22 protein-coding genes are annotated in these 19,837 nt (G+C 56.5%); 18 read left to right on the forward strand and 4 right to left on the reverse strand.

The window, feature by feature from the left end; genetic code table 11:
- Positions 1–145: 145 nt before the first annotated feature.
- The 13 genes from rpsJ to rpsQ all read left to right on the forward strand — a co-directional run bounded on the left by rpsJ (position 146) and on the right by rpsQ (position 8,466).
- Positions 146–457, forward strand: a complete 312-nt coding sequence (gene rpsJ / locus OSH04_RS19350) for a 30S ribosomal protein S10 (RefSeq protein ID WP_003803053.1) — start codon at positions 146–148, stop codon at positions 455–457.
- 272 nt (positions 458–729) lie between these two features.
- Positions 730–2,664: a glycine betaine ABC transporter substrate-binding protein gene (locus OSH04_RS19760; RefSeq protein WP_266109092.1), complete on the forward strand. Its 1,935-nt coding sequence runs from the start codon at positions 730–732 to the stop codon at positions 2,662–2,664.
- The gene (locus tag OSH04_RS19360; protein ID WP_266109093.1) at positions 2,661–3,503 is read left to right on the forward strand and encodes a quaternary amine ABC transporter ATP-binding protein; all 843 of its coding nucleotides are present in this window, start codon (positions 2,661–2,663) and stop codon (positions 3,501–3,503) included. Before OSH04_RS19760 ends, OSH04_RS19360 begins: the two co-directional genes overlap by 4 nt.
- A gap of 240 nt (positions 3,504–3,743) precedes the next feature.
- Positions 3,744–4,418: a 50S ribosomal protein L3 gene (rplC, locus tag OSH04_RS19365; RefSeq protein WP_003803046.1), complete on the forward strand. Its 675-nt coding sequence runs from the start codon at positions 3,744–3,746 to the stop codon at positions 4,416–4,418.
- Positions 4,419–4,421: 3 nt separating this feature from the next.
- Complete coding sequence (gene rplD / locus OSH04_RS19370; protein WP_009462425.1) at positions 4,422–5,042, forward strand: 50S ribosomal protein L4; 621 nt, start codon at positions 4,422–4,424, stop codon at positions 5,040–5,042.
- The gene (rplW, locus tag OSH04_RS19375; protein WP_003803043.1) at positions 5,039–5,335 is read left to right on the forward strand and encodes a 50S ribosomal protein L23; all 297 of its coding nucleotides are present in this window, start codon (positions 5,039–5,041) and stop codon (positions 5,333–5,335) included. The genes rplD and rplW overlap by 4 nt, the downstream gene beginning before the upstream one ends.
- A gap of 1 nt (position 5,336) precedes the next feature.
- Positions 5,337–6,164 carry a 50S ribosomal protein L2 gene (gene rplB / locus OSH04_RS19380; RefSeq protein WP_003803041.1) on the forward strand — a complete coding sequence of 276 codons (828 nt, stop codon included), beginning with the start codon at positions 5,337–5,339 and terminating at the stop codon, positions 6,162–6,164.
- 12 nt (positions 6,165–6,176) lie between these two features.
- On the forward strand, positions 6,177–6,452 hold the full coding sequence (gene rpsS, locus OSH04_RS19385; protein ID WP_003803039.1) for a 30S ribosomal protein S19: 276 nt from the start codon (positions 6,177–6,179) through the stop codon (positions 6,450–6,452).
- 3 nt (positions 6,453–6,455) lie between these two features.
- A complete protein-coding gene (gene rplV, locus OSH04_RS19390; RefSeq protein WP_009462426.1) occupies positions 6,456–6,785 on the forward strand; it encodes a 50S ribosomal protein L22 in 330 nt (109 codons plus the stop codon).
- Between the two features lie 9 nt (positions 6,786–6,794).
- Complete coding sequence (rpsC, locus tag OSH04_RS19395) at positions 6,795–7,568, forward strand: 30S ribosomal protein S3 (RefSeq protein WP_003803035.1); 774 nt, start codon at positions 6,795–6,797, stop codon at positions 7,566–7,568.
- 3 nt (positions 7,569–7,571) lie between these two features.
- On the forward strand, positions 7,572–7,988 hold the full coding sequence (gene rplP / locus OSH04_RS19400) for a 50S ribosomal protein L16 (RefSeq protein WP_003803033.1): 417 nt from the start codon (positions 7,572–7,574) through the stop codon (positions 7,986–7,988).
- A gap of 9 nt (positions 7,989–7,997) precedes the next feature.
- A complete protein-coding gene (rpmC, locus tag OSH04_RS19405; protein ID WP_003803032.1) occupies positions 7,998–8,189 on the forward strand; it encodes a 50S ribosomal protein L29 in 192 nt (63 codons plus the stop codon).
- Between the two features lies 1 nt (position 8,190).
- Positions 8,191–8,466 (forward strand): 30S ribosomal protein S17, encoded by a 276-nt coding sequence (gene rpsQ / locus OSH04_RS19410; protein WP_009462428.1) that lies wholly within the window; start codon positions 8,191–8,193, stop codon positions 8,464–8,466.
- Positions 8,467–8,835: 369 nt separating this feature from the next.
- Here rpsQ and OSH04_RS19415 read toward each other — a convergent pair whose 3' ends face one another.
- Positions 8,836–9,804: an AraC family transcriptional regulator gene (locus tag OSH04_RS19415; RefSeq protein ID WP_266109094.1), complete on the reverse strand. Its 969-nt coding sequence runs from the start codon at positions 9,802–9,804 to the stop codon at positions 8,836–8,838.
- A gap of 129 nt (positions 9,805–9,933) precedes the next feature.
- Between OSH04_RS19415 and OSH04_RS19420 the strand changes: the two genes are divergently transcribed.
- From OSH04_RS19420 to OSH04_RS19440, 5 genes are all read left to right on the forward strand, one after another.
- Complete coding sequence (locus OSH04_RS19420; protein ID WP_009462432.1) at positions 9,934–10,494, forward strand: carboxymuconolactone decarboxylase family protein; 561 nt, start codon at positions 9,934–9,936, stop codon at positions 10,492–10,494.
- Positions 10,479–11,570 (forward strand): acyl-CoA dehydrogenase family protein, encoded by a 1,092-nt coding sequence (locus OSH04_RS19425; protein ID WP_266109095.1) that lies wholly within the window; start codon positions 10,479–10,481, stop codon positions 11,568–11,570. The genes OSH04_RS19420 and OSH04_RS19425 overlap by 16 nt, the downstream gene beginning before the upstream one ends.
- Positions 11,567–12,376, forward strand: a complete 810-nt coding sequence (locus OSH04_RS19430; RefSeq protein ID WP_083055315.1) for an ABC transporter ATP-binding protein — start codon at positions 11,567–11,569, stop codon at positions 12,374–12,376. The genes OSH04_RS19425 and OSH04_RS19430 overlap by 4 nt, the downstream gene beginning before the upstream one ends.
- A gap of 10 nt (positions 12,377–12,386) precedes the next feature.
- Complete coding sequence (locus OSH04_RS19435) at positions 12,387–13,583, forward strand: ABC transporter substrate-binding protein (RefSeq protein WP_083055316.1); 1,197 nt, start codon at positions 12,387–12,389, stop codon at positions 13,581–13,583.
- Positions 13,584–13,660: 77 nt separating this feature from the next.
- The gene (locus OSH04_RS19440; protein ID WP_035269569.1) at positions 13,661–14,410 is read left to right on the forward strand and encodes an ABC transporter permease; all 750 of its coding nucleotides are present in this window, start codon (positions 13,661–13,663) and stop codon (positions 14,408–14,410) included.
- 322 nt (positions 14,411–14,732) lie between these two features.
- Here OSH04_RS19440 and cysG read toward each other — a convergent pair whose 3' ends face one another.
- From cysG to OSH04_RS19455, 3 genes are read right to left on the reverse strand one after another with little or no spacing between them, the layout of a single operon-like run.
- Positions 14,733–16,187, reverse strand: a complete 1,455-nt coding sequence (cysG, locus tag OSH04_RS19445; protein ID WP_226349462.1) for a siroheme synthase CysG — start codon at positions 16,185–16,187, stop codon at positions 14,733–14,735.
- A gap of 1 nt (position 16,188) precedes the next feature.
- The gene (cysI, locus tag OSH04_RS19450; RefSeq protein WP_266109096.1) at positions 16,189–17,898 is read right to left on the reverse strand and encodes an assimilatory sulfite reductase (NADPH) hemoprotein subunit; all 1,710 of its coding nucleotides are present in this window, start codon (positions 17,896–17,898) and stop codon (positions 16,189–16,191) included.
- Between the two features lie 11 nt (positions 17,899–17,909).
- Positions 17,910–19,742: an assimilatory sulfite reductase (NADPH) flavoprotein subunit gene (locus OSH04_RS19455; RefSeq protein ID WP_266109097.1), complete on the reverse strand. Its 1,833-nt coding sequence runs from the start codon at positions 19,740–19,742 to the stop codon at positions 17,910–17,912.
- Positions 19,743–19,837 lie beyond the last annotated feature (95 nt).

Genomic DNA, 19,837 nt, shown 5'->3' on the forward strand with positions numbered 1-19,837 from the left:
AAGCCTTGATCGCGGTGTGAAGGTGCAAACCTTCCCGCCGCGTCTTTGCTACCCCCAAAAGGGGTGCTTTTTAGTCAGCGTTTCTTCGAGTTATCGATAAACCCGGTCAAAAAGCCCCCACTTATATCGTTCTTTAGGATTACCCATGAAAAACCAGAAAATCCGCATCCGTCTGAAGGCTTACGATTACAAGTTGATCGATCAGTCTGCTGCTGAGATCGTAGAAACCGCCAAGCGCACCGGCGCTGTTGTTCGTGGTCCAGTACCACTGCCAACACGTATCCGTCGCTACGACATTCTGCGTTCGCCGCACGTCAACAAGACATCGCGCGATCAGTTTGAAATGCGTACCCACCAGCGCTTGATGGACATTGTCGATCCTACCGACAAGACCGTCGACGCTCTGATGCGTCTGGATTTGCCAGCCGGTGTTGACGTCGAAATCGCTCTGCAGTAATTCTGCCTAGCTGTTCGAGTTACATCGAAAGAAACGCCATGCAACTGCATGGCGTTTTTTTTCGTCTGCACGTTTCCTTCGGACGCTGCAGGAGCAATGGCGACTGCCCGTTTATCCTGAACAGAACAAGAGCTTTGCTCTTAGGTGCTTCATGGCTAGTTCATCATGGTGTTGTGATTGGGAAAAAGCGGGTTTTGGTCTACTTTTTACGACCGGACACACTTTGCCAGGGCTACAAATGCGACGATGGGCAGGGTTGAAGGAGGACAAGAATGATAAATCGGAGACGACAGCCGTTCCTGGCCCTGTGGTATTTCCTGGCGCTCTGGCTATGTCTGTGGGGAAGCAGTGCATCAGCGCAAGCGTGTGGGGACGACAAACCCATACGGCTGGCGGACCTGAGCTGGGAGAGCGCAGCATTTAGCACCGAGCTGTATCAGCAGATTCTGGAGAAGGCCTACGGTTGCAAGACCGAACGGGTTCCAGGCTCCTCGGCGGCTTTGGAAAGTGCGCTGGCGCAAAATGATATTCAAGTAATTGGCGAGATCTGGTCGGGACGTACCGAGATCATTGAAAAAGCCATTGAAGCCGGCCAGGTGCAGGTACTTGGTAATACCCTGAAGGGTGGGGCAGAACAGGGCTGGTATGTGCCGGACTATGTCGTCGATGGCGACCCGGACAAGGGAATCAAGCCCACTGCACCCGATCTACAGAAAGTTGAGGATTTAGGGCGCTACGCCACTGTTTTTAGTGACCCGGAACAGCCCAATAAAGGCCGCTTCTATAACTGCCCCTCCGGCTGGGTATGTGAAACCTTCAATAGTCGCCTGTTCGATCTCTATGGTCTGGGCGAACACTATCAAAACTTTCGGCCCGGTACGGGTGCGGCTCTGGATGCGGCAATCAGCGCCGCCTATGACAGGCGTGAACCGATCCTGTTCTATTACTGGCAGCCTGCGGGTTTGATGGCCAAGTACTCCTTCAAGAAGCTAGCTAGCGCGCCTTTCAATGAAAGCTGCTGGGAAGCCGCTGTTTCGGGCAAGGGCAAGATTTGCCCAACGGATTTTATCCTGGCGCATATAGGCGTAGCGGCTTCTACTCCTTTCGTAGAGTCTCACCCCGAGCTGGTGGCCTTGTTTGAAAAGATCCAGCTAGAGCCTGAACAGATGAACAAGATTATTCTGGGCATGACGGAAGGTGGGCAGAACGCCAGTACGCAGGTACAGAAGTTCCTGAAAGAGAATTCAGAGCAATGGCGTCAGTGGATGCCAGTGGCTCAGGCAGATCGCTTGCAGGCTGCTTTGGAGCCTCAAGCAACACAACCAGTAGCCACAGCGCAGTCCCGTTTCTTCCCGGAGTGGTCCGCTGCTGATTGGGTGAACCGCCAACTGCTGGTTGCCGTACAAGATTGGGGCACAGGTTTTCGCCAGATCAGCGCTTGGATTCTGACGCATGCCATTTTGCCGGTGGAGCGTGTCTTGCAGCAGGTGCCTGCCTGGGCGATTCTGGCTTTGACCGGTTTGCTGGCGTGGTGGGGACAACGGCGCTTTTTGCCTGTTCTGCTCTATGTAGCTGGCCTGTACTTGATAGGCGCTATGGGCCTGTGGTACAAGCTGATGCAAACCTTCACCTTGGTACTGGTGGCCACGGTCTTTTCTGTGCTGATCGGCGTCCCGGTTGGCATTCTTAGTGCTCGTAGCCGCCTGCTTAGAAAAGTGCTGACGCCCGTACTGGATGTGATGCAAACCATGCCCAGTTTTGTGTATCTGATCCCGGTACTGATGCTGTTCGGTCTGGGTAAGGTTCCCGCCGTTTTGGCCACTGTTGTCTATGCCGTCCCTCCCTTGATTCGCCTGACCAGCCTGGGCTTGCGACAGGTGGACAAACATGTGATGGAAGCAGCCCAGGCGTACGGGGTTACACGCTGGCAAATGCTGACCAAGGTCACCTTGCCCCTGGCGCGGCCCAGCATCATGGCCGGTATTAATCAAACCACCATGATGGCCTTGTCCATGGTGGTGGTCGCTTCCATGATTGGGGCTCAGGGTTTGGGTGAAGACGTGCTGGCTGGTATTCAGACACTGGATATAGGACGTGGTTTGCAGGCGGGGGTGGCGATTGTGATCCTGGCCATTGTTATTGACCGAATCTCTCAATCCTTTGGTCGTTCTCAGCGTCACCGTCGCAAGGTCAGGAGGCAAGCATGAATATCATTCCTACCCCCTCGGGTGAGCAGGCCTGCAAGATAGAACTGCGAGACGTTTATAAGGTCTTTGGCAACCGGGCGACCGAAGCCGTAGAGCTGTTAAAGCAGGGGGCCGACAAGCAGGCCGTGCAAAAGCAGACGGATTGCATCGTAGGCCTGGCAGGGGTCGATGCCTGCTTTCCCGCGCAGCAGATATCCTGCGTCATGGGTTTATCCGGTTCGGGCAAATCCACGCTGGTGCGTCACATCAACCGTTTGATCGACCCCAGTGCCGGGCAGGTGTTGGTGGATGGGCAGGACATATTGCAGCTGGACATGGCCAGCTTGCGACAATTTCGTCGCTATGGAATCAGCATGGTCTTTCAGGCCTTTGGCTTGCTGCCCCATTTGACGGTGGTGGAGAACGTCGCCTTCGGTCTGGAGGTCCGAGGAGACAAGCGTTCACAGGCCAGAGAGCAGGCTCGGCAATGGCTGGAGCGCGTGGGTCTGCATGATTATGCCGATAACTATCCAGACGAATTGTCAGGCGGGATGCAGCAACGAGTAGGACTTGCCCGAGCCTTGGCCGTTGATGCAGACATTCTTTTGATGGACGAAGCCTTCTCGGCCCTGGATCCCTTGATTCGCTACGAGATGCAGGATGAGCTTTTACGCCTGCAAAGCAGCCTGAACAAAACCATCATCTTTATTACTCACGATATTGATGAGGCATTACGGTTGGGTCAGCATATTGTGGTGCTACGTGAGGGCAGGGTGGAACAAAGCGGTACTCCGGCTCAAATTCGTGATGAACCGGTGAACGAATACGTGGCTCGTTTTGTCAATAAGGCGCACCAATAGAAAATGCGCGGCAGATCAATTTTTCTGATTCAGACTGTGTAGCCAAGCACCCCGAATTCAAAAAAACTGTTGTCAATCAAGCAGTTTAGGGCGGATTTTTGCAGTAAATCTTGCTTGGCTTTACAGCTGCGTGCTATATTTACTAGCTTAGCCAAAAAGTTTTGGCTATGGTCGTCGCGCAAATTATTGCGTGTACTCTCAGTTAGCCCTGACCAATCGTAGTCAGGAATGGAGAAAACGATGTCGAACTCGACACCTACGCCTGCCGCGTGGCGGCTGGGCCTTGTTGGGCGTAAAGTTGGCATGACCCGTGTGTTTACAGAGGAAGGCGAGTCCATCCCTGTGACCGTGCTGGACGTGTCCAACAACCGCATCACCCAGGTCAAGACGCCCGCAGTTGACGGTTACGCTGCTGTACAGGTTGCCTTTGGCACCCGTCGTGCAACACGCGTTACCAAGCCCCAGGCAGGGCACTATGCAAAAGCTGGCGTTGAAGCTGGCAGCATCCTGAAAGAATTCCGCCTCGACCCCGCTGCTATCGCCGAGCTTTCCGCCGGTTCCGTAGTTGCTGTGGAAAGCATTTTCGAAGCGGGTCAGAAGGTTGACGTTACGGGCACCACGATTGGTAAAGGCTTTGCCGGTACCATCAAACGCCACAATTTTGGCGGCCAGCGTAACAGCCACGGTAACTCGCGCTCGCACCGCGTACCCGGTTCCATTGGTCAAGCCCAGGATCCAGGCCGTGTGTTCAAAGGTAAAAAAATGTCGGGCCATATGGGTGACGTTACCCGTACGGTTCAGAATCTTGACGTGATCCGCGTCGACGCCGAGCGTGGCTTGTTGCTGGTCCGGGGCGCTGTCCCAGGTCACAAGAATGCCAATATCGTTGTGCGCCCTGCTGTGAAAGGAGCCTAATCCATGGAACTGAAGCTCCTGAACGAACAAGGCCAAGCTGCATCCACATTGCAGGCCAACGAAACCGTTTTCGGTCGTGAATTCAACGAAGCACTGGTTCACCAGATCGTTGTTGCATACCAAGCCAATGCTCGCAGCGGTAACAGCAAGCAATTGACTCGTGCCGAAGTCAACCACAGCACCAAGAAGCCATGGCGCCAGAAAGGCACCGGCCGCGCTCGTGCTGGTATGACATCCTCGCCCGTGTGGCGTGGAGGCGGTCGTGCATTCCCCAACACCGGTGAAGAAAACTACGCACACAAGGTCAACAAGAAGATGTACCGCGCCGGTATCAGCGCGATTCTGTCTCAGTTGGTCCGTGACGAGCGTCTGTTGGTTGTTGATTCCTTCACTCTGGAAGCACCCAAGACCCGTCTGGCAGCCAACAAGCTGAAAGACCTGGGCCTGGAATCCGTGCTGATCATCACCGACGCGCTGGACGAGAACGTGTACCTGGCTACGCGTAACCTGCCTCACGTTGCTGTGGTTGAACCACGCTACGCCGACCCGCTGTCCCTGATCCACTACAAAAAAGTGTTGGTCACCAAAGCGGCTGTCGCTCAGTTTGAGGAGATGTTGGGATGAACGCCGAACGTCTATTGCAAGTAATTCTGGCTCCTGTCGTGACTGAAAAAGCCACGTACGTTGCCGAAAAAAATCAGCAAATCGCTTTCCGCGTCGCTCCTGATGCTACCAAGCCTGAAATCAAAGCTGCTATTGAACTGCTGTTCAAAGTAGAAGTTGAGTCGGTGCAGGTGCTCAATCAGAAGGGCAAGGAAAAGCGCTTTGGCCGTTTCATGGGTCGCCGCCGCAGTGTGCGCAAGGCATATGTCTCGCTCAAGCCCGGTCAGGAACTCGACTTTTCTGAGGTGAACTAATATGGCATTGGTAAAAGTAAAACCAACGTCGCCAGGTCGCCGTGGCATGATCAAAGTGGTTCACCCTGAACTGCACAAAGGCGCTCCTTACGCGGCTTTGCTGGAAAAGAAATCCAGCAGTGCTGGCCGTAACAACAACGGCCACATCACGGTTCGTCACCGTGGCGGCGGTCACAAGCAGCATTACCGTATTGTCGACTTCCGTCGCAACAAGGACGGTATTCCTGCGAAAGTAGAACGTCTGGAATACGACCCTAACCGCAGCGCTCACATCGCATTGGTGTGCTACGCAGACGGCGAGCGTCGTTACATCATCGCCCCTCGTGGTCTGGAAGTGGGTGCAACGGTTGTGTCTGGCGCGGAAGCTCCTATCCGTTCCGGCAACACTTTGCCTATCCGCAACATTCCTGTGGGTCAAACCATTCACTGCATCGAGATGCTGCCTGGTAAGGGTGCTCAAATCGCTCGTTCCGCTGGTGGTTCCGCTGTGTTGCTGGCTCGTGAAGGCACGTACGCTCAAGTGCGTCTGCGTTCCGGTGAAGTTCGCCGCATTCACATCGACTGCCGCGCCACGATTGGCGAAGTCAGCAACCACGATCACAGCCTGCGTCAAATCGGTAAAGCCGGTGCTGTTCGCTGGCGTGGTATTCGTCCTACCGTTCGCGGTGTGGCGATGAACCCAGTCGATCACCCGCACGGTGGTGGTGAAGGTCGTACGGGTGAAGGCCGTGAGCCAGTCAGCCCATGGGGTACTCCTGCCAAGGGCTACCGCACCCGTCGTAACAAGCGCACAGACAACATGATTGTTTCGCGCCGTAAGCGCAAGTAAGGGGCGAACACTATGTCACGTTCGATCAAAAAAGGCCCATTCGTTGATGCTCACCTGATCAAAAAGGTTGACGCAGCCGTTGTGGGTAACGACAAGCGACCAATCAAAACCTGGTCGCGCCGCTCTACCATCCTGCCCGAGTTCATTGGGCTGACGATTGCCGTTCACAATGGCCGTCAACACATTCCCGTTTACATCAACGAGAACATGGTTGGCCACAAGCTCGGCGAGTTCGCTTTGACCCGTACTTTCAAGGGTCACGCTGCGGACAAAAAGGCCCGGAGATAAGTGATGGAAACTACAGCAATTATTCGTGGAGTCCATATTTCGGCGCAAAAAGCACGTCTGGTTGCGGACATGGTCCGCGGCAAGTCCGTCGCTCACGCTCTGAATACGCTGACTTTCACTCCCAAGAAAGCCGCTGGCATCATCAAGAAAGCTCTGGAATCGGCTATTGCCAACGCTGAGCACAATGACGGCGCCGACATCGACGAACTGAAAGTCACCTCCATTTACGTGGACAAGGCTCAGTCGTTGAAGCGTTTTTCTGCACGAGCCAAAGGCCGCGGTAACCGTATTGAGAAGCAGACTTGCCACATTGTGGTCAAAGTCGGCGCTTAAGGAGTCACAATGGGACAGAAAATCCACCCAATTGGGTTCCGCCTGGCTGTTAACCGTAACTGGAGCTCGCGTTGGTACGCTGACGGTGCTGAGTTCGGTACGATGTTGGCTGACGACATCCGTGTGCGCGAATACCTGAAACGCAAGCTGAAAAGTGCGTCCGTTGGCCGTGTGGTCATCGAGCGTCCTGCCAAGAATGCTCGCATCACTATTTACTCGGCTCGTCCTGGTGTAGTGATCGGCAAGCGCGGCGAGGATATCGAAAGCCTGAAGGCTGACCTGCAGCGCCTGTTGGGCGTGCCAGTGCACGTTAACATCGAAGAAATTCGCAAACCTGAAACCGACGCTCAACTGATCGCCGACTCCATTGCTCAGCAATTGGAAAAGCGCATCATGTTCCGTCGTGCGATGAAGCGTTCCATGCAAAACGCCATGCGTCTGGGTGCCCAAGGCATCAAGATCATGAGCTCGGGTCGCTTGAACGGCATCGAAATCGCTCGTACCGAATGGTACCGCGAAGGCCGTGTGCCTCTGCACACCCTGCGCGCTAACATCGATTACGGTACTTCCGAAGCGCACACGACGTACGGGATCATCGGTATCAAGGTCTGGGTCTACAAGGGCGACATGCTGCCTAACGGCGAAATGCCTGTTGACACCGTAGCCCCTGAAGAGCGCCGCCCACGTCGTCCACGTGGTGACCGCCCTGAAAACCGCCGTCCAGGTGGTCGTGGCCGCGGTCCTCGTAAAGACGCTGCTCCTGCTGCGTCCGAAGGAGAATAAAACATGCTGCAACCTTCTCGCAGAAAGTATCGCAAAGAGCACAAAGGCCGTAACACCGGTCTGGCTACTCGCGGTGCGCAAGTTTCGTTTGGCGAATTTGGTCTGAAAGCCACTGACCGTGGCCGTCTGACTGCTCGCCAGATCGAAGCAGCACGTCGTGCAATTAACCGTCACATCAAACGTGGTGGCCGCATCTGGATCCGCATCTTCCCCGATAAGCCAATTTCGCAGAAACCTGCCGAAGTTCGTATGGGTAACGGTAAGGGTAATCCAGAGTTCTGGGTCGCTGAGATTCAACCAGGCAAGGTCCTGTACGAAATGGAAGGTGTTAGCGAAGAGCTGGCACGCGAAGCATTCCGTCTGGCCGCTGCCAAGCTGCCTATCTCGACGACGTTCGTAACGCGTCAGATCGGTGCTTAAGGAGACGTCATGAAAGCCAGCGAACTCCGTACTAAAGATGCCGCCGAGCTCCAAAAAGAGCTCGAGAGCCTGTTGAAAGCACAATTTAACCTGCGCATGCAGCGTGCTACTCAACAGCTTTCCAACACCAGCCAATTGGGCAAAGTACGTCGCGACATCGCTCGCGTCCGTACCGTCATGGCTGAGACCGCAGGAAAGTAAGATGAGCGAAACTCAAACTACCGCAAAACGTCAACGTACCCTGATCGGTCAAGTTGTCAGCAACAAGATGGACAAAACTGTCGTCGTTCTGGTTGAACGCCGCGTTAAACATCCCTTGTATGGCAAGATCATCGTCCGCTCCAATAAATACAAAGCGCACGACGAGACCAACCAGTACAACGAAGGCGATACCGTTGAGATTACCGAAGGCCGTCCTATCAGCCGCAGCAAGTCCTGGACTGTTGTGCGTCTGATCGAAGCAGCCCGCGTGATCTAAACGCTTGCTCAGATGTCCAGGCTTCGGCCTGGCTCTGGTAGGTCAAAAACCCCGATCTGTTTACAGATTGGGGTTTTTTTTATGCTTGTCCACTTTGCTGTTGCTCATAGCTCATAGACAGGAGCAATGTTCGTATTTCGTCTTGTTGCCCGTCATGGCGCTTAAACCCGCAGCTGAACTGAATGATCAAGCTTGGGGCTTAGCGGCTTGTATGCGTAAGCCGGAAGCCTTCACAAAAAGGCGGGAACAGCTTGTTCTATTCTGTGCGGTGGCAACTATGGGGCGAGGGCTATATCGTGCCAGCTACCCTGCATACGTACTCGGGGTAGGACGACAATCTGGGGGTCAGAGTTGTAGCAGCTTGCTGACTTATGGACGCGCGTCTTGCTTGCGCCATTGTGCCGGGCTGACACCCACACTACGCCTGAACGCGGCGCTGAATGCGGCCGCAGAGCTATAACCGATACGCTCGGCAATCTGCTCCATGGTCAAACCTTGTTCCAGCTGACGCTTGGCCAGTTGCATGCGTAGCTGCAACAGCACCTGGGCCGGTGCCATGCCGCATAGCAAGGTAAAGCGGCGGTGAAAGGCAGCGCGTGACATGTTCAAGTAGGCGGCCATATCGTCCACCGACCAGGCTTTGGCGGGTTCACGCAGCAGCTGCTCGATCAGGCCACCAAAGGCAGGGTCACTTGCCAGATGAATCAAGCCGGCGGGCAGGGCACCTTCGGCGGGTGTCTGTCCTATTTGCTGGCGCAAGGTATAGAACAACAACAGCTCCACCAGCTTTTCCAGCAGGCTGGAGTTGGCTTGCGGCTGGCGTCGCATTTCGGCCTGGATCAAGTCCAGCAAAGGGCGTCCTGAATCTGCATCTGTCTGAGAACCATCAATCAACAAAACATCAGGCACGGTCGCCAGCAGCAATTCGCTCAAACCACGGCCCAGATACAGAAAACCACAGAGCAAGCCCGTACTGTGTGGCACTTGTGGCTCCAGGCTCTGCATGGTTTGTCGCCGCATGGCCGCATTCCAGTCTGGCGGCGTGGGCGAGGAGCTTAAGCGATGGGGCACATCCCGCAAGAAGAACACTGCGTCACCCGCCTGCAAGGCCAAGGCTTCCTGATGCTGAATATGCAGCCAGCACGGCCCATGCAAGACCACATGAAAGCCTGCGCGTTGGTGCCCGTGCAGGCTGCTTTCCCATTGATTGCAGTATTGCCCCAAGTGAAACAGGCTGGCAGAGATCTCCAGCCCGGACAAGAGCAGTTCCTCCACAGGGTGTCCTGTGTCTTTGGAGTCGACAGCGCAATGGCTGTCAGGAAAGGCAGAGTCGCTCATGCAGAAAATATGCTTATTTCTTTTCGTGGATATTTTTAATATGAATACCGCTATGTTCGCACATGGAGATAAGGCGCCAGTCAATCGACAATGAAACCTTCTCGGATTAACTAAGGAATTGTCGCCATCATGACTCGCTTAACTTTGCATACTGTGGACTCCGCACCAGAGGCGGTCAAACCAGCCCTTGAGAAAGCTGTGCGTGGTAGCGGCTTTTTGTCCAATTTGCTGGCTATTTTGGCTAATGCTCCTGTTGCCCTGCAAGCCTATCAGGATATGTCCGCCTTGAACGCCACCGCCAGCCTGTCGCTGGTCGAGCGTGAGGTCGTGCAACTGGTTGCCGGTACCACTCACGGTTGCCGCTTCTGCGTGGCCGGTCACACCGCCATTGCGACCAATAAAGCCAAGCTGGACCCGGAAATTCTGGCCGCTTTGCGTGCGCGTGGCTTTGATCAGATCAACGACGAGCGCCTGCAGGCTCTGGCTCTGTTCAGTCGCGCCGTGATTGATACCCGTGGTCAGGTGTCGGATCAGGCTCTGGCCGATTTCCGTGCTGCCGGTTACGGCGACCAGCAGGCTCTGGAAGTGATTACCGGTATTGGCTTGGCGACGATCTGCAACTTTGCCAATAACCTGGCCCGTACGCCGCTCAATAGCCAGCTGGAGGCCTACGCATGGGAAACGCCTTAAAGCGCGCTGAGCAGCCTGTGCTGGCCTCAGAGCGCCCTGTTTTGTCGCCTGGCTTGGCCCAGTGGCTGGAAGAGCACGCCCTGTCGCTGGATAGCGATGCATCTCAGGCGCAGGCTTTGCTGCCTCGCCTGGCGCAAGACGGTTTGTTAAACCTGGGCCTGAAAGCGGATTTTTCCGACTTTGGTGATGCTGTTCAATCCATCGTGGAAGTGGCCGAGCATTCGCTGACGGCAGGTTTTGTCCTGTGGAGCCAGCGTACCTTTATTGAATACCTGCGTGATGTTCAGGACCCCGCCATGCGTGAGCGCTATCTACCCGGTTTGCTGGATGGCAGTGTTGCGGGTGCGACGGGTCTGTCCAATGCCATCAAGTTTCTGGGTGGCATTGAAGAGCTGCAAGTGCGTGCCCAGCCTGAACAAGGGCAATGGCAGTTTGAGGGCCGCTTGCCCTGGATTACCAATCTGCGTCCCGGCAACTGCCTGGTTGCCGTTGTGGCCGCCATGCCTGAAGAGCAAGCCGGTATTTGGGTGGCAGAACTGGGCGACCAAGGGCTGGAGCGTTCGGCAGATCTGGATCTGGTCGGACTGCGTGGCAGCAATACCGCCGCTTTGAAGTTCAATGCCGTGCGTCTGGGACAAGAGCGTTTGCTGCATCCCGATGCAGGCCACTTTGTGCGCTCGGTACGCCCCCGTTTCATGGCGCTGCAATGCGGGATGACCATGGGCTTGGCACGTCGTTCCTTGAAGCAAGTGCTGGATGCGCCACGCTGCCAATGGGTACAGGAGCAGCCCGCCCGCCGCCTGCTGGATCGTGTGCAGGAATTGTCGGATGTGCTGGTTGATGCCGTACGTAATCCCGGCTCGGCCACGCCGCCTGATTTGTTCAAAGTCCGTATCGAGCTAAGCGGTCTGGCGTCGCAGGCTGTGGCCCTGGAAAGCTCCGCGATCGGCGGGGCGACCTATATGCAGGGCAAGCATCCGCAACTGCTGCGCCGTTATCGCGAAGCCATGCTGGTGCCTTTGATTTCACCCACGGTGGCGCAACTGAAAGCCGAACTTGGGCAGGATGCAGTATGAGTTCCGGCGCCCCCTCGCCTACCGATTCTGAAGGGGCCGGGCTCTTGTCCGCACGGGGGATCAGTCTGGCCTACGGTGGCCAGACGATCTTGCAGAACCTGGATTTGAACGTGCGCGCGGGAGAGATCGTGGCGCTGCTGGGCCCCAGCGGAGTGGGTAAATCCTCTTTGTTGCGGGTACTGGCAGGCCTCCAAACGCCCACCCAGGGAGAGGTGTCCTTTCTGGGGCAGCCCGTGCGTGGGGTTCACCCCGCTTTGGCCATGGCGTTTCAGGAAGCCATTCTCTTGCCGTGGCTGAATGTGCAGGCCAATACCGGTTTTGGTCTGGGCTTTGCGCGCCAGCCTTCCGTATCCGCCGCCGAACGCCGCCTGCGGGTTGAACAGGCGCTGCGTCAGGTTGGTTTGTATGAAAGCCGTCATCAGCGTCCTGGTGCCTTGTCGGGTGGTATGGCACAGCGTGTTGCCATTGCGCGTTGTCTGGCTCGACGCCCACAAGTCTTGTTGATGGACGAACCCTTTGGCGCCCTGGATGAAGTAACTCGTCGCCAGATGCAGGAGCTGATTCTGTCGATACGCGATCAGACCGGCTGCGCCATTGTGCTGGTCACTCACGATATTGATGAGGCCCTCTTGCTGGCGGACCGTGTCCTGCTGTTAGGTGGCCGTCCTGCCGGTTTGCAGCGTGAATGGAGCTGCCCGGCCCACCCCCGATCTCATCTGGATAACTGGCTTCAGGCCATACGCCTGGAAATTGTGGCCAGCCTGGAGCAGAGCCTCTCCCAGGCGGTTCACGCTTCTGTTTTGTAAGGTGCACGTCATGATTGAATCTCCTACGTCTCGTACCCGTCGCGACTTGCTGAAACTGGCGTCTTTGCTGACCGTTGCGGGTGCTGCGCCCTTGCTGGCCCAAGGGGCTGCCCGTGCACAAAGTGAGTCAAATGCGCCTTTGCGTATCGGCTATTTGCCGATTACCGATGCCACCGCCATGTTGGTGGCGCATCACAATGGATATTTTGAAGAAGCGGGTATTGCGGTTGAAAAGCCCGTGATGGTGCGCAGTTGGGCTCAGTTGATCGAGGCTTTTATCTCCGGTCAGGTCAATCTGGTGCACTTGCTCTCGCCCATGACGGTGTGGGCGCGCTACGGCAGCAAAGTCCCTGCAAAAGTGGTGGCATGGAATCATATGAGTGGCTCTGCTATCACGGTGGCGCAGAACATCAGCTCGGCCGAGCAATTGGGCGGGCAGACGGTGGCGATTCCTTTCTGGTATTCGATTCACAACGTGGTGCTGCAGCATGTGCTCAAAGCTCATGGCCTGACGCCTGTCGTGAAAAACGCCGGTGCGCTGGCACCCAATGAGGTCAATCTGGTGGTGATGGCGCCGGCTGATATGCCGCCGGCCTTGGCTTCTGGGCGGATTGCCGGTTTTACGGTGGCCGAACCTTTCAATGCCTTGGCCGAAACTCAGGGCATGGGCCGCATCTTGCGCTTTACTGGCGACGTCTGGCGCGATCACGCCTGTTGCGTGGCCTTTATGCACGAGCAGGATTTGCAGACTCGACCCCAATGGTCGCAAGGCGTGGTGGATGGCTTGGTCAAGGCACAGATCTGGATACGTAGTCACCGTGCCGAGGCGGCCCAGATTCTGTCGCGTGAAGGCGGGAACCGCTATACCCCGCACACGCAGGAAAACCTGTTGAAAGTGCTGTCCCCGGACCCGGCGGATCGTGCGCAATACGTGAAGTCTGGCGTGATTCGTCATCCGGACTGGGACGACCAGCGTATCGATTTTCAACCTTATCCTTTCCCCAGCTACACCGAGTCCTTGGTGCAAATGCTGCAAGGGACCTTGATTCAGGGCGAGCGTGGTTTCCTGGAAGGGCTGTCTCCTGAACACGTAGCCAGCGATCTGGTGGATGACCGCTTTGTCCGTGCCGCGTTGGAAAAGCAGGGGGGCCTGGCGCAGTTTGGCTTGTCCGAGCAATACACCCGCAACGAGAGCATTGTTGTATGAGTTTGAGTGCGTCTGTTTCTTCTCCGTCATTGGCGCAGTCTGATCCGCGATCGGCTGCGTCTTTGCGACGCCCCAAAATGAATGCCTGGATTGCCAGCACCCTGTGGGGCTTGGGCGGTTTGTTGGCGGGAGTCGTGCTGTGGTACTTGGCCACAGCCTGGTCCAGCAGCTCTTTAATGCAGCAATTCGGACCAGCAGCTGCCTTTCATAGCTTGCTGGAGATACTGGGCTGGTCCGAGACCTGGATGCACGTAGGTGCCAGCTTGCAACGTATTTTTGTAGGGCTGGCGATCTCATTGGGTGTCGGCGTGCCCGCCGGTTTGCTGCTGGGCTTGTCAGCGCGAGCTCACGCCGCATTGACTCCCTTGTTCCAGTTCCTGCGCATGATCTCGCCCCTGTCCTGGATGCCTATTGCCGTCATGGCCTTTGGCATTGGGGATGCACCGATTTATTTTCTGTTGGGTGTGGCCGGTGTCTGGCCTGTCTTGCTGAATACAGCCTCGGGCGTACGGCATCTGAATCCGCGCTGGCTGATGCTGGGTCGCAGTCTGGCGGCCACCAAGCTGGAAACGCTGTTGTACTTGATTCTGCCCGGCATTGTAGGCTCGGTGCTGACGGGTAGCCGACTGGCAATCGGCGTCTTGTGGATTGTGCTGGTACCTTGCGAAATGCTGGGTGTGTCGGCCGGTTTGGGTTACCTGATTCTGGATACGCGCGACCGTATGGCGTATTCCGAACTGATGGCCGTAATTGTCTTGATTGGTCTGATTGGCTATCTGCTGGATAGCGCTTTGCGAGCCTTATTTGCGGCCTTGGGACAGCGCTAAATAATCAGCCCTTGGGCCGACAGGCGAAGAGCTTTGACTGTTTTGTATTTCCAGTAAAGACAAGTGACAGAGCATGCTCAGGCTATCTGCCGCTGCCAGTTCCGTTCTTGTAGGCGCTGGCAGTTTTACCTGGTGCTTAGTGGCTTTTCAGAAGCTGCAGAAAGATAAAAAAGGCCCTCAACATCTCAATGTTGAGGGCCTTTTTGGATTCAGTTTGAAGCGGTATTCAAGGATGCTAATCTCGCACTGACTGGAGCCTTAGTTGGTATGTATAGAAAAGTGATCTTGAGACGAGACTCTAGCTAGGCCTTGATCACTGCCTTCATGCAGCGACCAAGGTATTGTCCGCATCCTGCGTAATTGCTGTACGTGGACTGAGCTGGTCGATTAGCTCGCCATACCAGGACAAGGTACTGCCCAAGGTAGCTACCTGACCGATCACCAGAATGCAGGGGCTGGCAAACTGATGCTGCTGCGCATCCTGGGCAATGTTTTGCAGCGTGGACAGCAAGGTGCGCTGCTCAGGGCGCGAACCATTTTCAATCAAGGCGCAGGGCGTAGTGGCACTGCGGCCCCGTTGTACCAGCTCATGGCTAAAGCCCAGAATCTGCTGCAAACCCATGTAGACAGCAACCGTCTGGCTGGTATCCAGCAGCGGGTTCCAGTCCTCAATACCATGACCGCTTTTGCGGTGAGCCGTCACAAACTGCACGGACTGCGCGTGGTCACGATGGGTCAGAGGAATACCGCTATAAGCCGCACATGCGATGGCAGCCGTGATGCCGGGTACCACTTCAAATGCGATGCCATGCTCGGCCAGATATTCCAGTTCTTCACCGCCACGGCCAAAAATAAAGCCATCGCCGCCTTTCAGGCGCACCACGGTTTGACCTGCTCGGGCGTGTTCAATCATCAGTTGATGAATGCGGTTTTGGGTCTGGTGATGATCTTCGCCCAATTGCTTACCCACAAAAATACGGTGGGCATCGCGACGGGCCAGCTCCATCACCTGATCGGACACAAGACGATCGTACAGAATCACATCAGCACGATTCAGTGCACGCAGGGCATGCAGGGTCAGCAGACCTGGATCGCCTGGACCGGCGCCCACCAGAATCACGCGGCCTTGTGTGGCGCGGGGTGACTCAGGCTGTTGCAGCGCGCTCTCCAGGCTCAAGCGGGCTTGCTCGGCTTGCTGGCTGCGCAGGGCGGCACCTACCGGGCCATCCAACAGCCAGTCGTAGAAACGGCGGCGTGCACCCAGCTCGGGGCGGGCGCGCCGAATGGCGCTGCGGTATTCCTGCGCCAGACGGCTGATCGCACCCAGGCTGTGGTCCAACATGGTTTCAAGTTGCTCCCGTACTCGCCGTGCCAACATGGGGGCTGATCCCGCTGAAGAAATCGCAATAATCAGCGGTGAGCGATCCACAATGGCAGGCACCTGAAAACTGGACAACTCGGGGTCGTCCACCACATTGACCAGAATGCGGGCTTCTTGTGCGTCCTGGGCAATGACCTGGTTCACGTCACGCTTGTCAGTGGCGGCAATAATCAGCCAGGCCCCTTGCAGATGCTGGGCCTGATAGCGCTCCCGAATCAGGGTGATGCGCCCTTGATTCGCCAGCTCTTCCAGACTGTCCACCACATAGGGGGCGACCAGCGTGACCTGGGCACCGGCGGCCAGGACCAGACGCACTTTGCGCTCGGCGATTTCTCCACCGCCGATCACCAATACCGCGCGCTGCTTCAAGTTGGCGAATAAAGGAAAGAGGTTCATGTCAGGCTGGCTGTAAAACTAAAGGAATCAAGCGGCTTGTAGGCTCGGCAACCACGCCAGAGCGAACTAGAAAATCGCCAAAGTGCTCGCCTTCCAGACGCTCGGCAGCGAAGCGGCCGAACAGCTCATCCAGAATGCTCAGAATTTCTGGTTCGGCAATATTTTGACGATAGATTACGTTCAGGCGCTCGCCGCTGAAGTTCGCACCCAGACGCAAGTCATAGCGACCCAGAGCACGGCCAACCAGGGCAATTTCACCCAGGTAAGGACGGGCGCAGCCGTTGGGGCAGCCGGAGATACGCAGCACAATGCGCTCGTCGCGCAGCTGGTACTTGTCCAGCAAGGCTTCCAGCTTGGGCAGCAGGATGGGGGCGTAGCGTTCGCTCTCGGCCATGGCCAAACCGCAAGTGGGCAGAGAGACACAGGCAATCGTGCTGCTGCGTATGCCGCTTTGTGTCTGGTACACATCCAGCTTGTGATCTGCGACCAGCTTGTCGATCTTGGCCTTATCTTCTTCAGGCACATCGGCAATGATCAGGTTCTGGTTGCAGGTCAGACGGAATTGTCCCTGGTGAATCTTGGCAATTTCACGCATACCCGTCAGCCAGGGGCCGACTTCGGTATCCATGATGCGGCCCGAATCGATACGCAGACTCAGGTGCCAGCGGCCATTGCTGCCTTGGGTCCAGCCGAAGCGGTCGCCATTGTGGTCAAAATGGTAGGGGCGTGACGGCTCCAGCGTTTGACCACTGCGGTTTTGCACTTCTTCCAGGAACCAGTCGGCGCCCAGCTTATCCACGGTGTATTTCAGACGGGCATGACGGCGCTCGTCGCGGTTGCCGTGGTCACGTTGTGTGGTGATAACGGCCTCGCAAACGGCCAGCAATTGCTCGGGGCGTACAAAGCCGATCACGCTGCCCAGCCGTGGATAGGTGGTGTCGTCGCCATGTGTGGCACCCATGCCACCACCAATGGCGACGTTAAAGCCCAGCAACTGGTTGTTTTCAATAATCGCGATCAGGCCGATGTCCTGCGCAAATACGTCCACATCATTCAAGGGAGGCACGGCAATGCCGATCTTGAATTTGCGGGGCAGGTAAGTCTTGCCGTAAATCGGTTCAAAGTCTTCGCCGTCAATGGCGTCTTCGACTTTTTTGCCGTCCAGCCAGATCTCGGCATAGGCGCGGGTTTTGGGCAGGAAGGTTTCGGAAATCTTGTCAGCCCACTCTTGAACCAGACCGTGCTGCTCGGACAGCAAGGGATTAGTGGCGCTGACCACCTGACGGTTCACGTCGCCGCAAGTGGCCAATGTCGTGGACATGGCCTTGTTGATGGCTTGCAGGGTGGGCTTTAAAAAGGGCTTGCGCACGCCGTGCCATTGAAAGGTCTGACGGGTGGTGATGCGCAGGCCAAACTGGGCCCAGTCACAGGCGATCTGGTCAAAGGCCAGCCACTGGGCGGGCGTGACCACGCCACCAGGCAGGCGGGCGCGAATCATGAAGCTGAACGCTGGTTCCAGCTTTTGTTTGCGACGCTCATCGCGCTGGTCGCGGTCGTCTTGCTGATAGCTGCCGTGAAATTTCAGCAGCTTGTTGTCGTCTTCGCTGATGGCGCCCGTGATTGGGTCTGCCAGACCCTCGGTAATGCCACCGCGCAGATAGCGGCTATCAATTTTTACTTGTTCGATAGCGGCGATTTTCTTTTCTGTCATGTCCTTGCTTCTCAGTAAACGTCGCGGGCGTAGCGGCCCTGCGCCGAGAGTTCTTCCAACCAGCTGCGAGCCTGGTCTGCGTCCAATCCACCTTCCTGGCGGGCAATTTCCTGCAGGGTCTGGTGTACGTCCTTGGCCATCTGATTGGCATCACCGCACACATAAATGTGGGCGCCGCCCTGAATCCAGGCATAGACCTCGGCTGCTTTTTCCAGCAAGCGGTGCTGGACGTAAACCTTGTTTTCCTGATCGCGCGAGAAGGCCAGATCCAGGTGTTGCAACTGACCGTCCTGCAAGGCGCGTTGCCATTCGGTCTGGTAGAGGAAATCGGAGTGAAAGTGCGGGTTGCCAAAGAACAGCCAGTTGCGACCTTCGCCACCCTGAACGCTGCGCTCCTGCACAAAGGCGCGGAAAGGAGCTACACCGGTGCCAGGACCAATCATGATTACGTCACGGCTGGTATCTTCAGGCAGGCGGAAGCGTGTATTGGGGTCGATAAAGACAGGCACGGTATCGCCTTCGTTCAGGCGGGCCAGATAGTCGGAAGCCACGCCCCAACGATCCTGCTCGTTGAATTGGTAATGCACATTGGCCACGGTCAGATGTACTTCTTCGTCCACCTCGGACTGGCTGGAGGCGATGGAGTACATGCGGGGCGCCAGAGGGCGCAAGGCTTGTACCAGCTCGGCAGCGCTCCAGGTGGCCGGGAAGCGTTCCAGTACGTCCAGCACTTGATGGGTTTTCAGCAGCTCTTGCAAAGTGCTCAAACCTTCTGGGCCTACGGCTGTCTGTAGCACGGCATCGCTATTGCGCTTGGCCAGTTCCACCAGGAAAGGTTTGGTCAGTTGTGTCAGCTCGCGGTAGTGGCTAAGCCACTCTTGCAGCGTGTGCGACTTGTCCTGAATGGTGATGGTCTCTTGCGGGTCCAGCTTCAACGTCTGGATAACCGCTTCGACCAGTTTGGCGTTTTGTGTAGGCCAGACACCCAGGGCGTCACCGGGTTGGTACTTCAGGCCACTGCCTTCCAGCGACAACTCGTAGTGATAGATGTTGCGGGTGCTGTCGCGGCCCGTAATGCTTTGGCTTTGCAGCACGGTGGCCTGGAATGGATTGTCGCGGGTGAAGCTGCTGCGGGTCTGGGTTTCCAGCACCGTAACGTTGCTGGATTGGGCGGCAGGAACGGCCGCAGCGGCGTGGGCCTGGTGATCCGTTTCCAGAAAACCAAAGGCTTTGTCCTGCCAGGGGGCGGCGACCGTATCAATATCCAGATCAGCCAGCCCTGCGTCCAGAATGCGTTCCGCACCCAGCGCCAGCAGACGTTGATCAATCTTTTCCGCGATCCCACAGAACAGGGGATAGCTGGAATCACCCAGACCCAGCACACCGAATTTCAGCTCGGGCAGCTTGGGAGCACGGGCGCCGGACAGGAACTCGAAAAACGCGATCGAATCGTCTGGCGGGTCGCCTTCACCCTGGGTGCTGATAATGACGTACAGCAGACGCTCTTCTTTCAGCTCGCGCGTGGGGTAACGGTCGGCGCGCAGCAGGCGCACGGGGATGCCGGCGGCTTCGCAGCGTTGGGCAAAGGCTTCGGCGACGCGTTGGGCATTGCCTGTCTGGCTGCCAAACACAATGGTGGCAGGTCGTTGGGCGGGCGCAGCGGCGGCCGGGACCAAAGACAGTTCAGGAGAAACAGGCGCTTGAGCGGGAAGGCCGGTGTGGCGCACTTGCGCGACACCCGCGAGATAGCCGGACAGCCAGTTCAGGGACAGCGGATCGAGCTCGTCGGTAATTTGAGCAATCGCCGTGCGATTGGACTCCGAGAGGCGGGACAGGGCGTGCATTCTGACACTCGCTTATATAAATAGTTTGTCCCATTCTAAAGAGCGGTATCAGGGCTACGAACGATCCGATTCTTATTTGTTTATGAATACTCCGG

This window comes from Alcaligenes nematophilus (assembly GCF_026344155.1).
GTDB classification, from domain to species: Bacteria; Pseudomonadota; Gammaproteobacteria; order Burkholderiales; family Burkholderiaceae_B; genus Alcaligenes; species Alcaligenes phenolicus.

Bases quoted from the DNA above. Each gene is read 5' to 3' on its own strand.
- rpsJ (WP_003803053.1), top strand. From the start codon at position 146: ATGAAAAACCAGAAAATCCGCATCCGTCTGAAGGCTTACGATTACAAG.
- OSH04_RS19760 (WP_266109092.1), top strand. From the start codon at position 730: ATGATAAATCGGAGACGACAGCCGTTCCTGGCCCTGTGGTATTTCCTG.
- OSH04_RS19360 (WP_266109093.1), top strand. From the start codon at position 2,661: ATGAATATCATTCCTACCCCCTCGGGTGAGCAGGCCTGCAAGATAGAA.
- rplC (WP_003803046.1), top strand. From the start codon at position 3,744: ATGTCGAACTCGACACCTACGCCTGCCGCGTGGCGGCTGGGCCTTGTT.
- rplD (WP_009462425.1), top strand. From the start codon at position 4,422: ATGGAACTGAAGCTCCTGAACGAACAAGGCCAAGCTGCATCCACATTG.
- rplW (WP_003803043.1), top strand. From the start codon at position 5,039: ATGAACGCCGAACGTCTATTGCAAGTAATTCTGGCTCCTGTCGTGACT.
- rplB (WP_003803041.1), top strand. From the start codon at position 5,337: ATGGCATTGGTAAAAGTAAAACCAACGTCGCCAGGTCGCCGTGGCATG.
- rpsS (WP_003803039.1), top strand. From the start codon at position 6,177: ATGTCACGTTCGATCAAAAAAGGCCCATTCGTTGATGCTCACCTGATC.
- rplV (WP_009462426.1), top strand. From the start codon at position 6,456: ATGGAAACTACAGCAATTATTCGTGGAGTCCATATTTCGGCGCAAAAA.
- rpsC (WP_003803035.1), top strand. From the start codon at position 6,795: ATGGGACAGAAAATCCACCCAATTGGGTTCCGCCTGGCTGTTAACCGT.
- rplP (WP_003803033.1), top strand. From the start codon at position 7,572: ATGCTGCAACCTTCTCGCAGAAAGTATCGCAAAGAGCACAAAGGCCGT.
- rpmC (WP_003803032.1), top strand. From the start codon at position 7,998: ATGAAAGCCAGCGAACTCCGTACTAAAGATGCCGCCGAGCTCCAAAAA.
- rpsQ (WP_009462428.1), top strand. From the start codon at position 8,191: ATGAGCGAAACTCAAACTACCGCAAAACGTCAACGTACCCTGATCGGT.
- OSH04_RS19415 (WP_266109094.1), bottom strand. From the start codon at position 9,804: ATGAGCGACTCTGCCTTTCCTGACAGCCATTGCGCTGTCGACTCCAAA.
- OSH04_RS19420 (WP_009462432.1), top strand. From the start codon at position 9,934: ATGACTCGCTTAACTTTGCATACTGTGGACTCCGCACCAGAGGCGGTC.
- OSH04_RS19425 (WP_266109095.1), top strand. From the start codon at position 10,479: ATGGGAAACGCCTTAAAGCGCGCTGAGCAGCCTGTGCTGGCCTCAGAG.
- OSH04_RS19430 (WP_083055315.1), top strand. From the start codon at position 11,567: ATGAGTTCCGGCGCCCCCTCGCCTACCGATTCTGAAGGGGCCGGGCTC.
- OSH04_RS19435 (WP_083055316.1), top strand. From the start codon at position 12,387: ATGATTGAATCTCCTACGTCTCGTACCCGTCGCGACTTGCTGAAACTG.
- OSH04_RS19440 (WP_035269569.1), top strand. From the start codon at position 13,661: ATGAATGCCTGGATTGCCAGCACCCTGTGGGGCTTGGGCGGTTTGTTG.
- cysG (WP_226349462.1), bottom strand. From the start codon at position 16,187: ATGAACCTCTTTCCTTTATTCGCCAACTTGAAGCAGCGCGCGGTATTG.
- cysI (WP_266109096.1), bottom strand. From the start codon at position 17,898: ATGACAGAAAAGAAAATCGCCGCTATCGAACAAGTAAAAATTGATAGC.
- OSH04_RS19455 (WP_266109097.1), bottom strand. From the start codon at position 19,742: ATGCACGCCCTGTCCCGCCTCTCGGAGTCCAATCGCACGGCGATTGCT.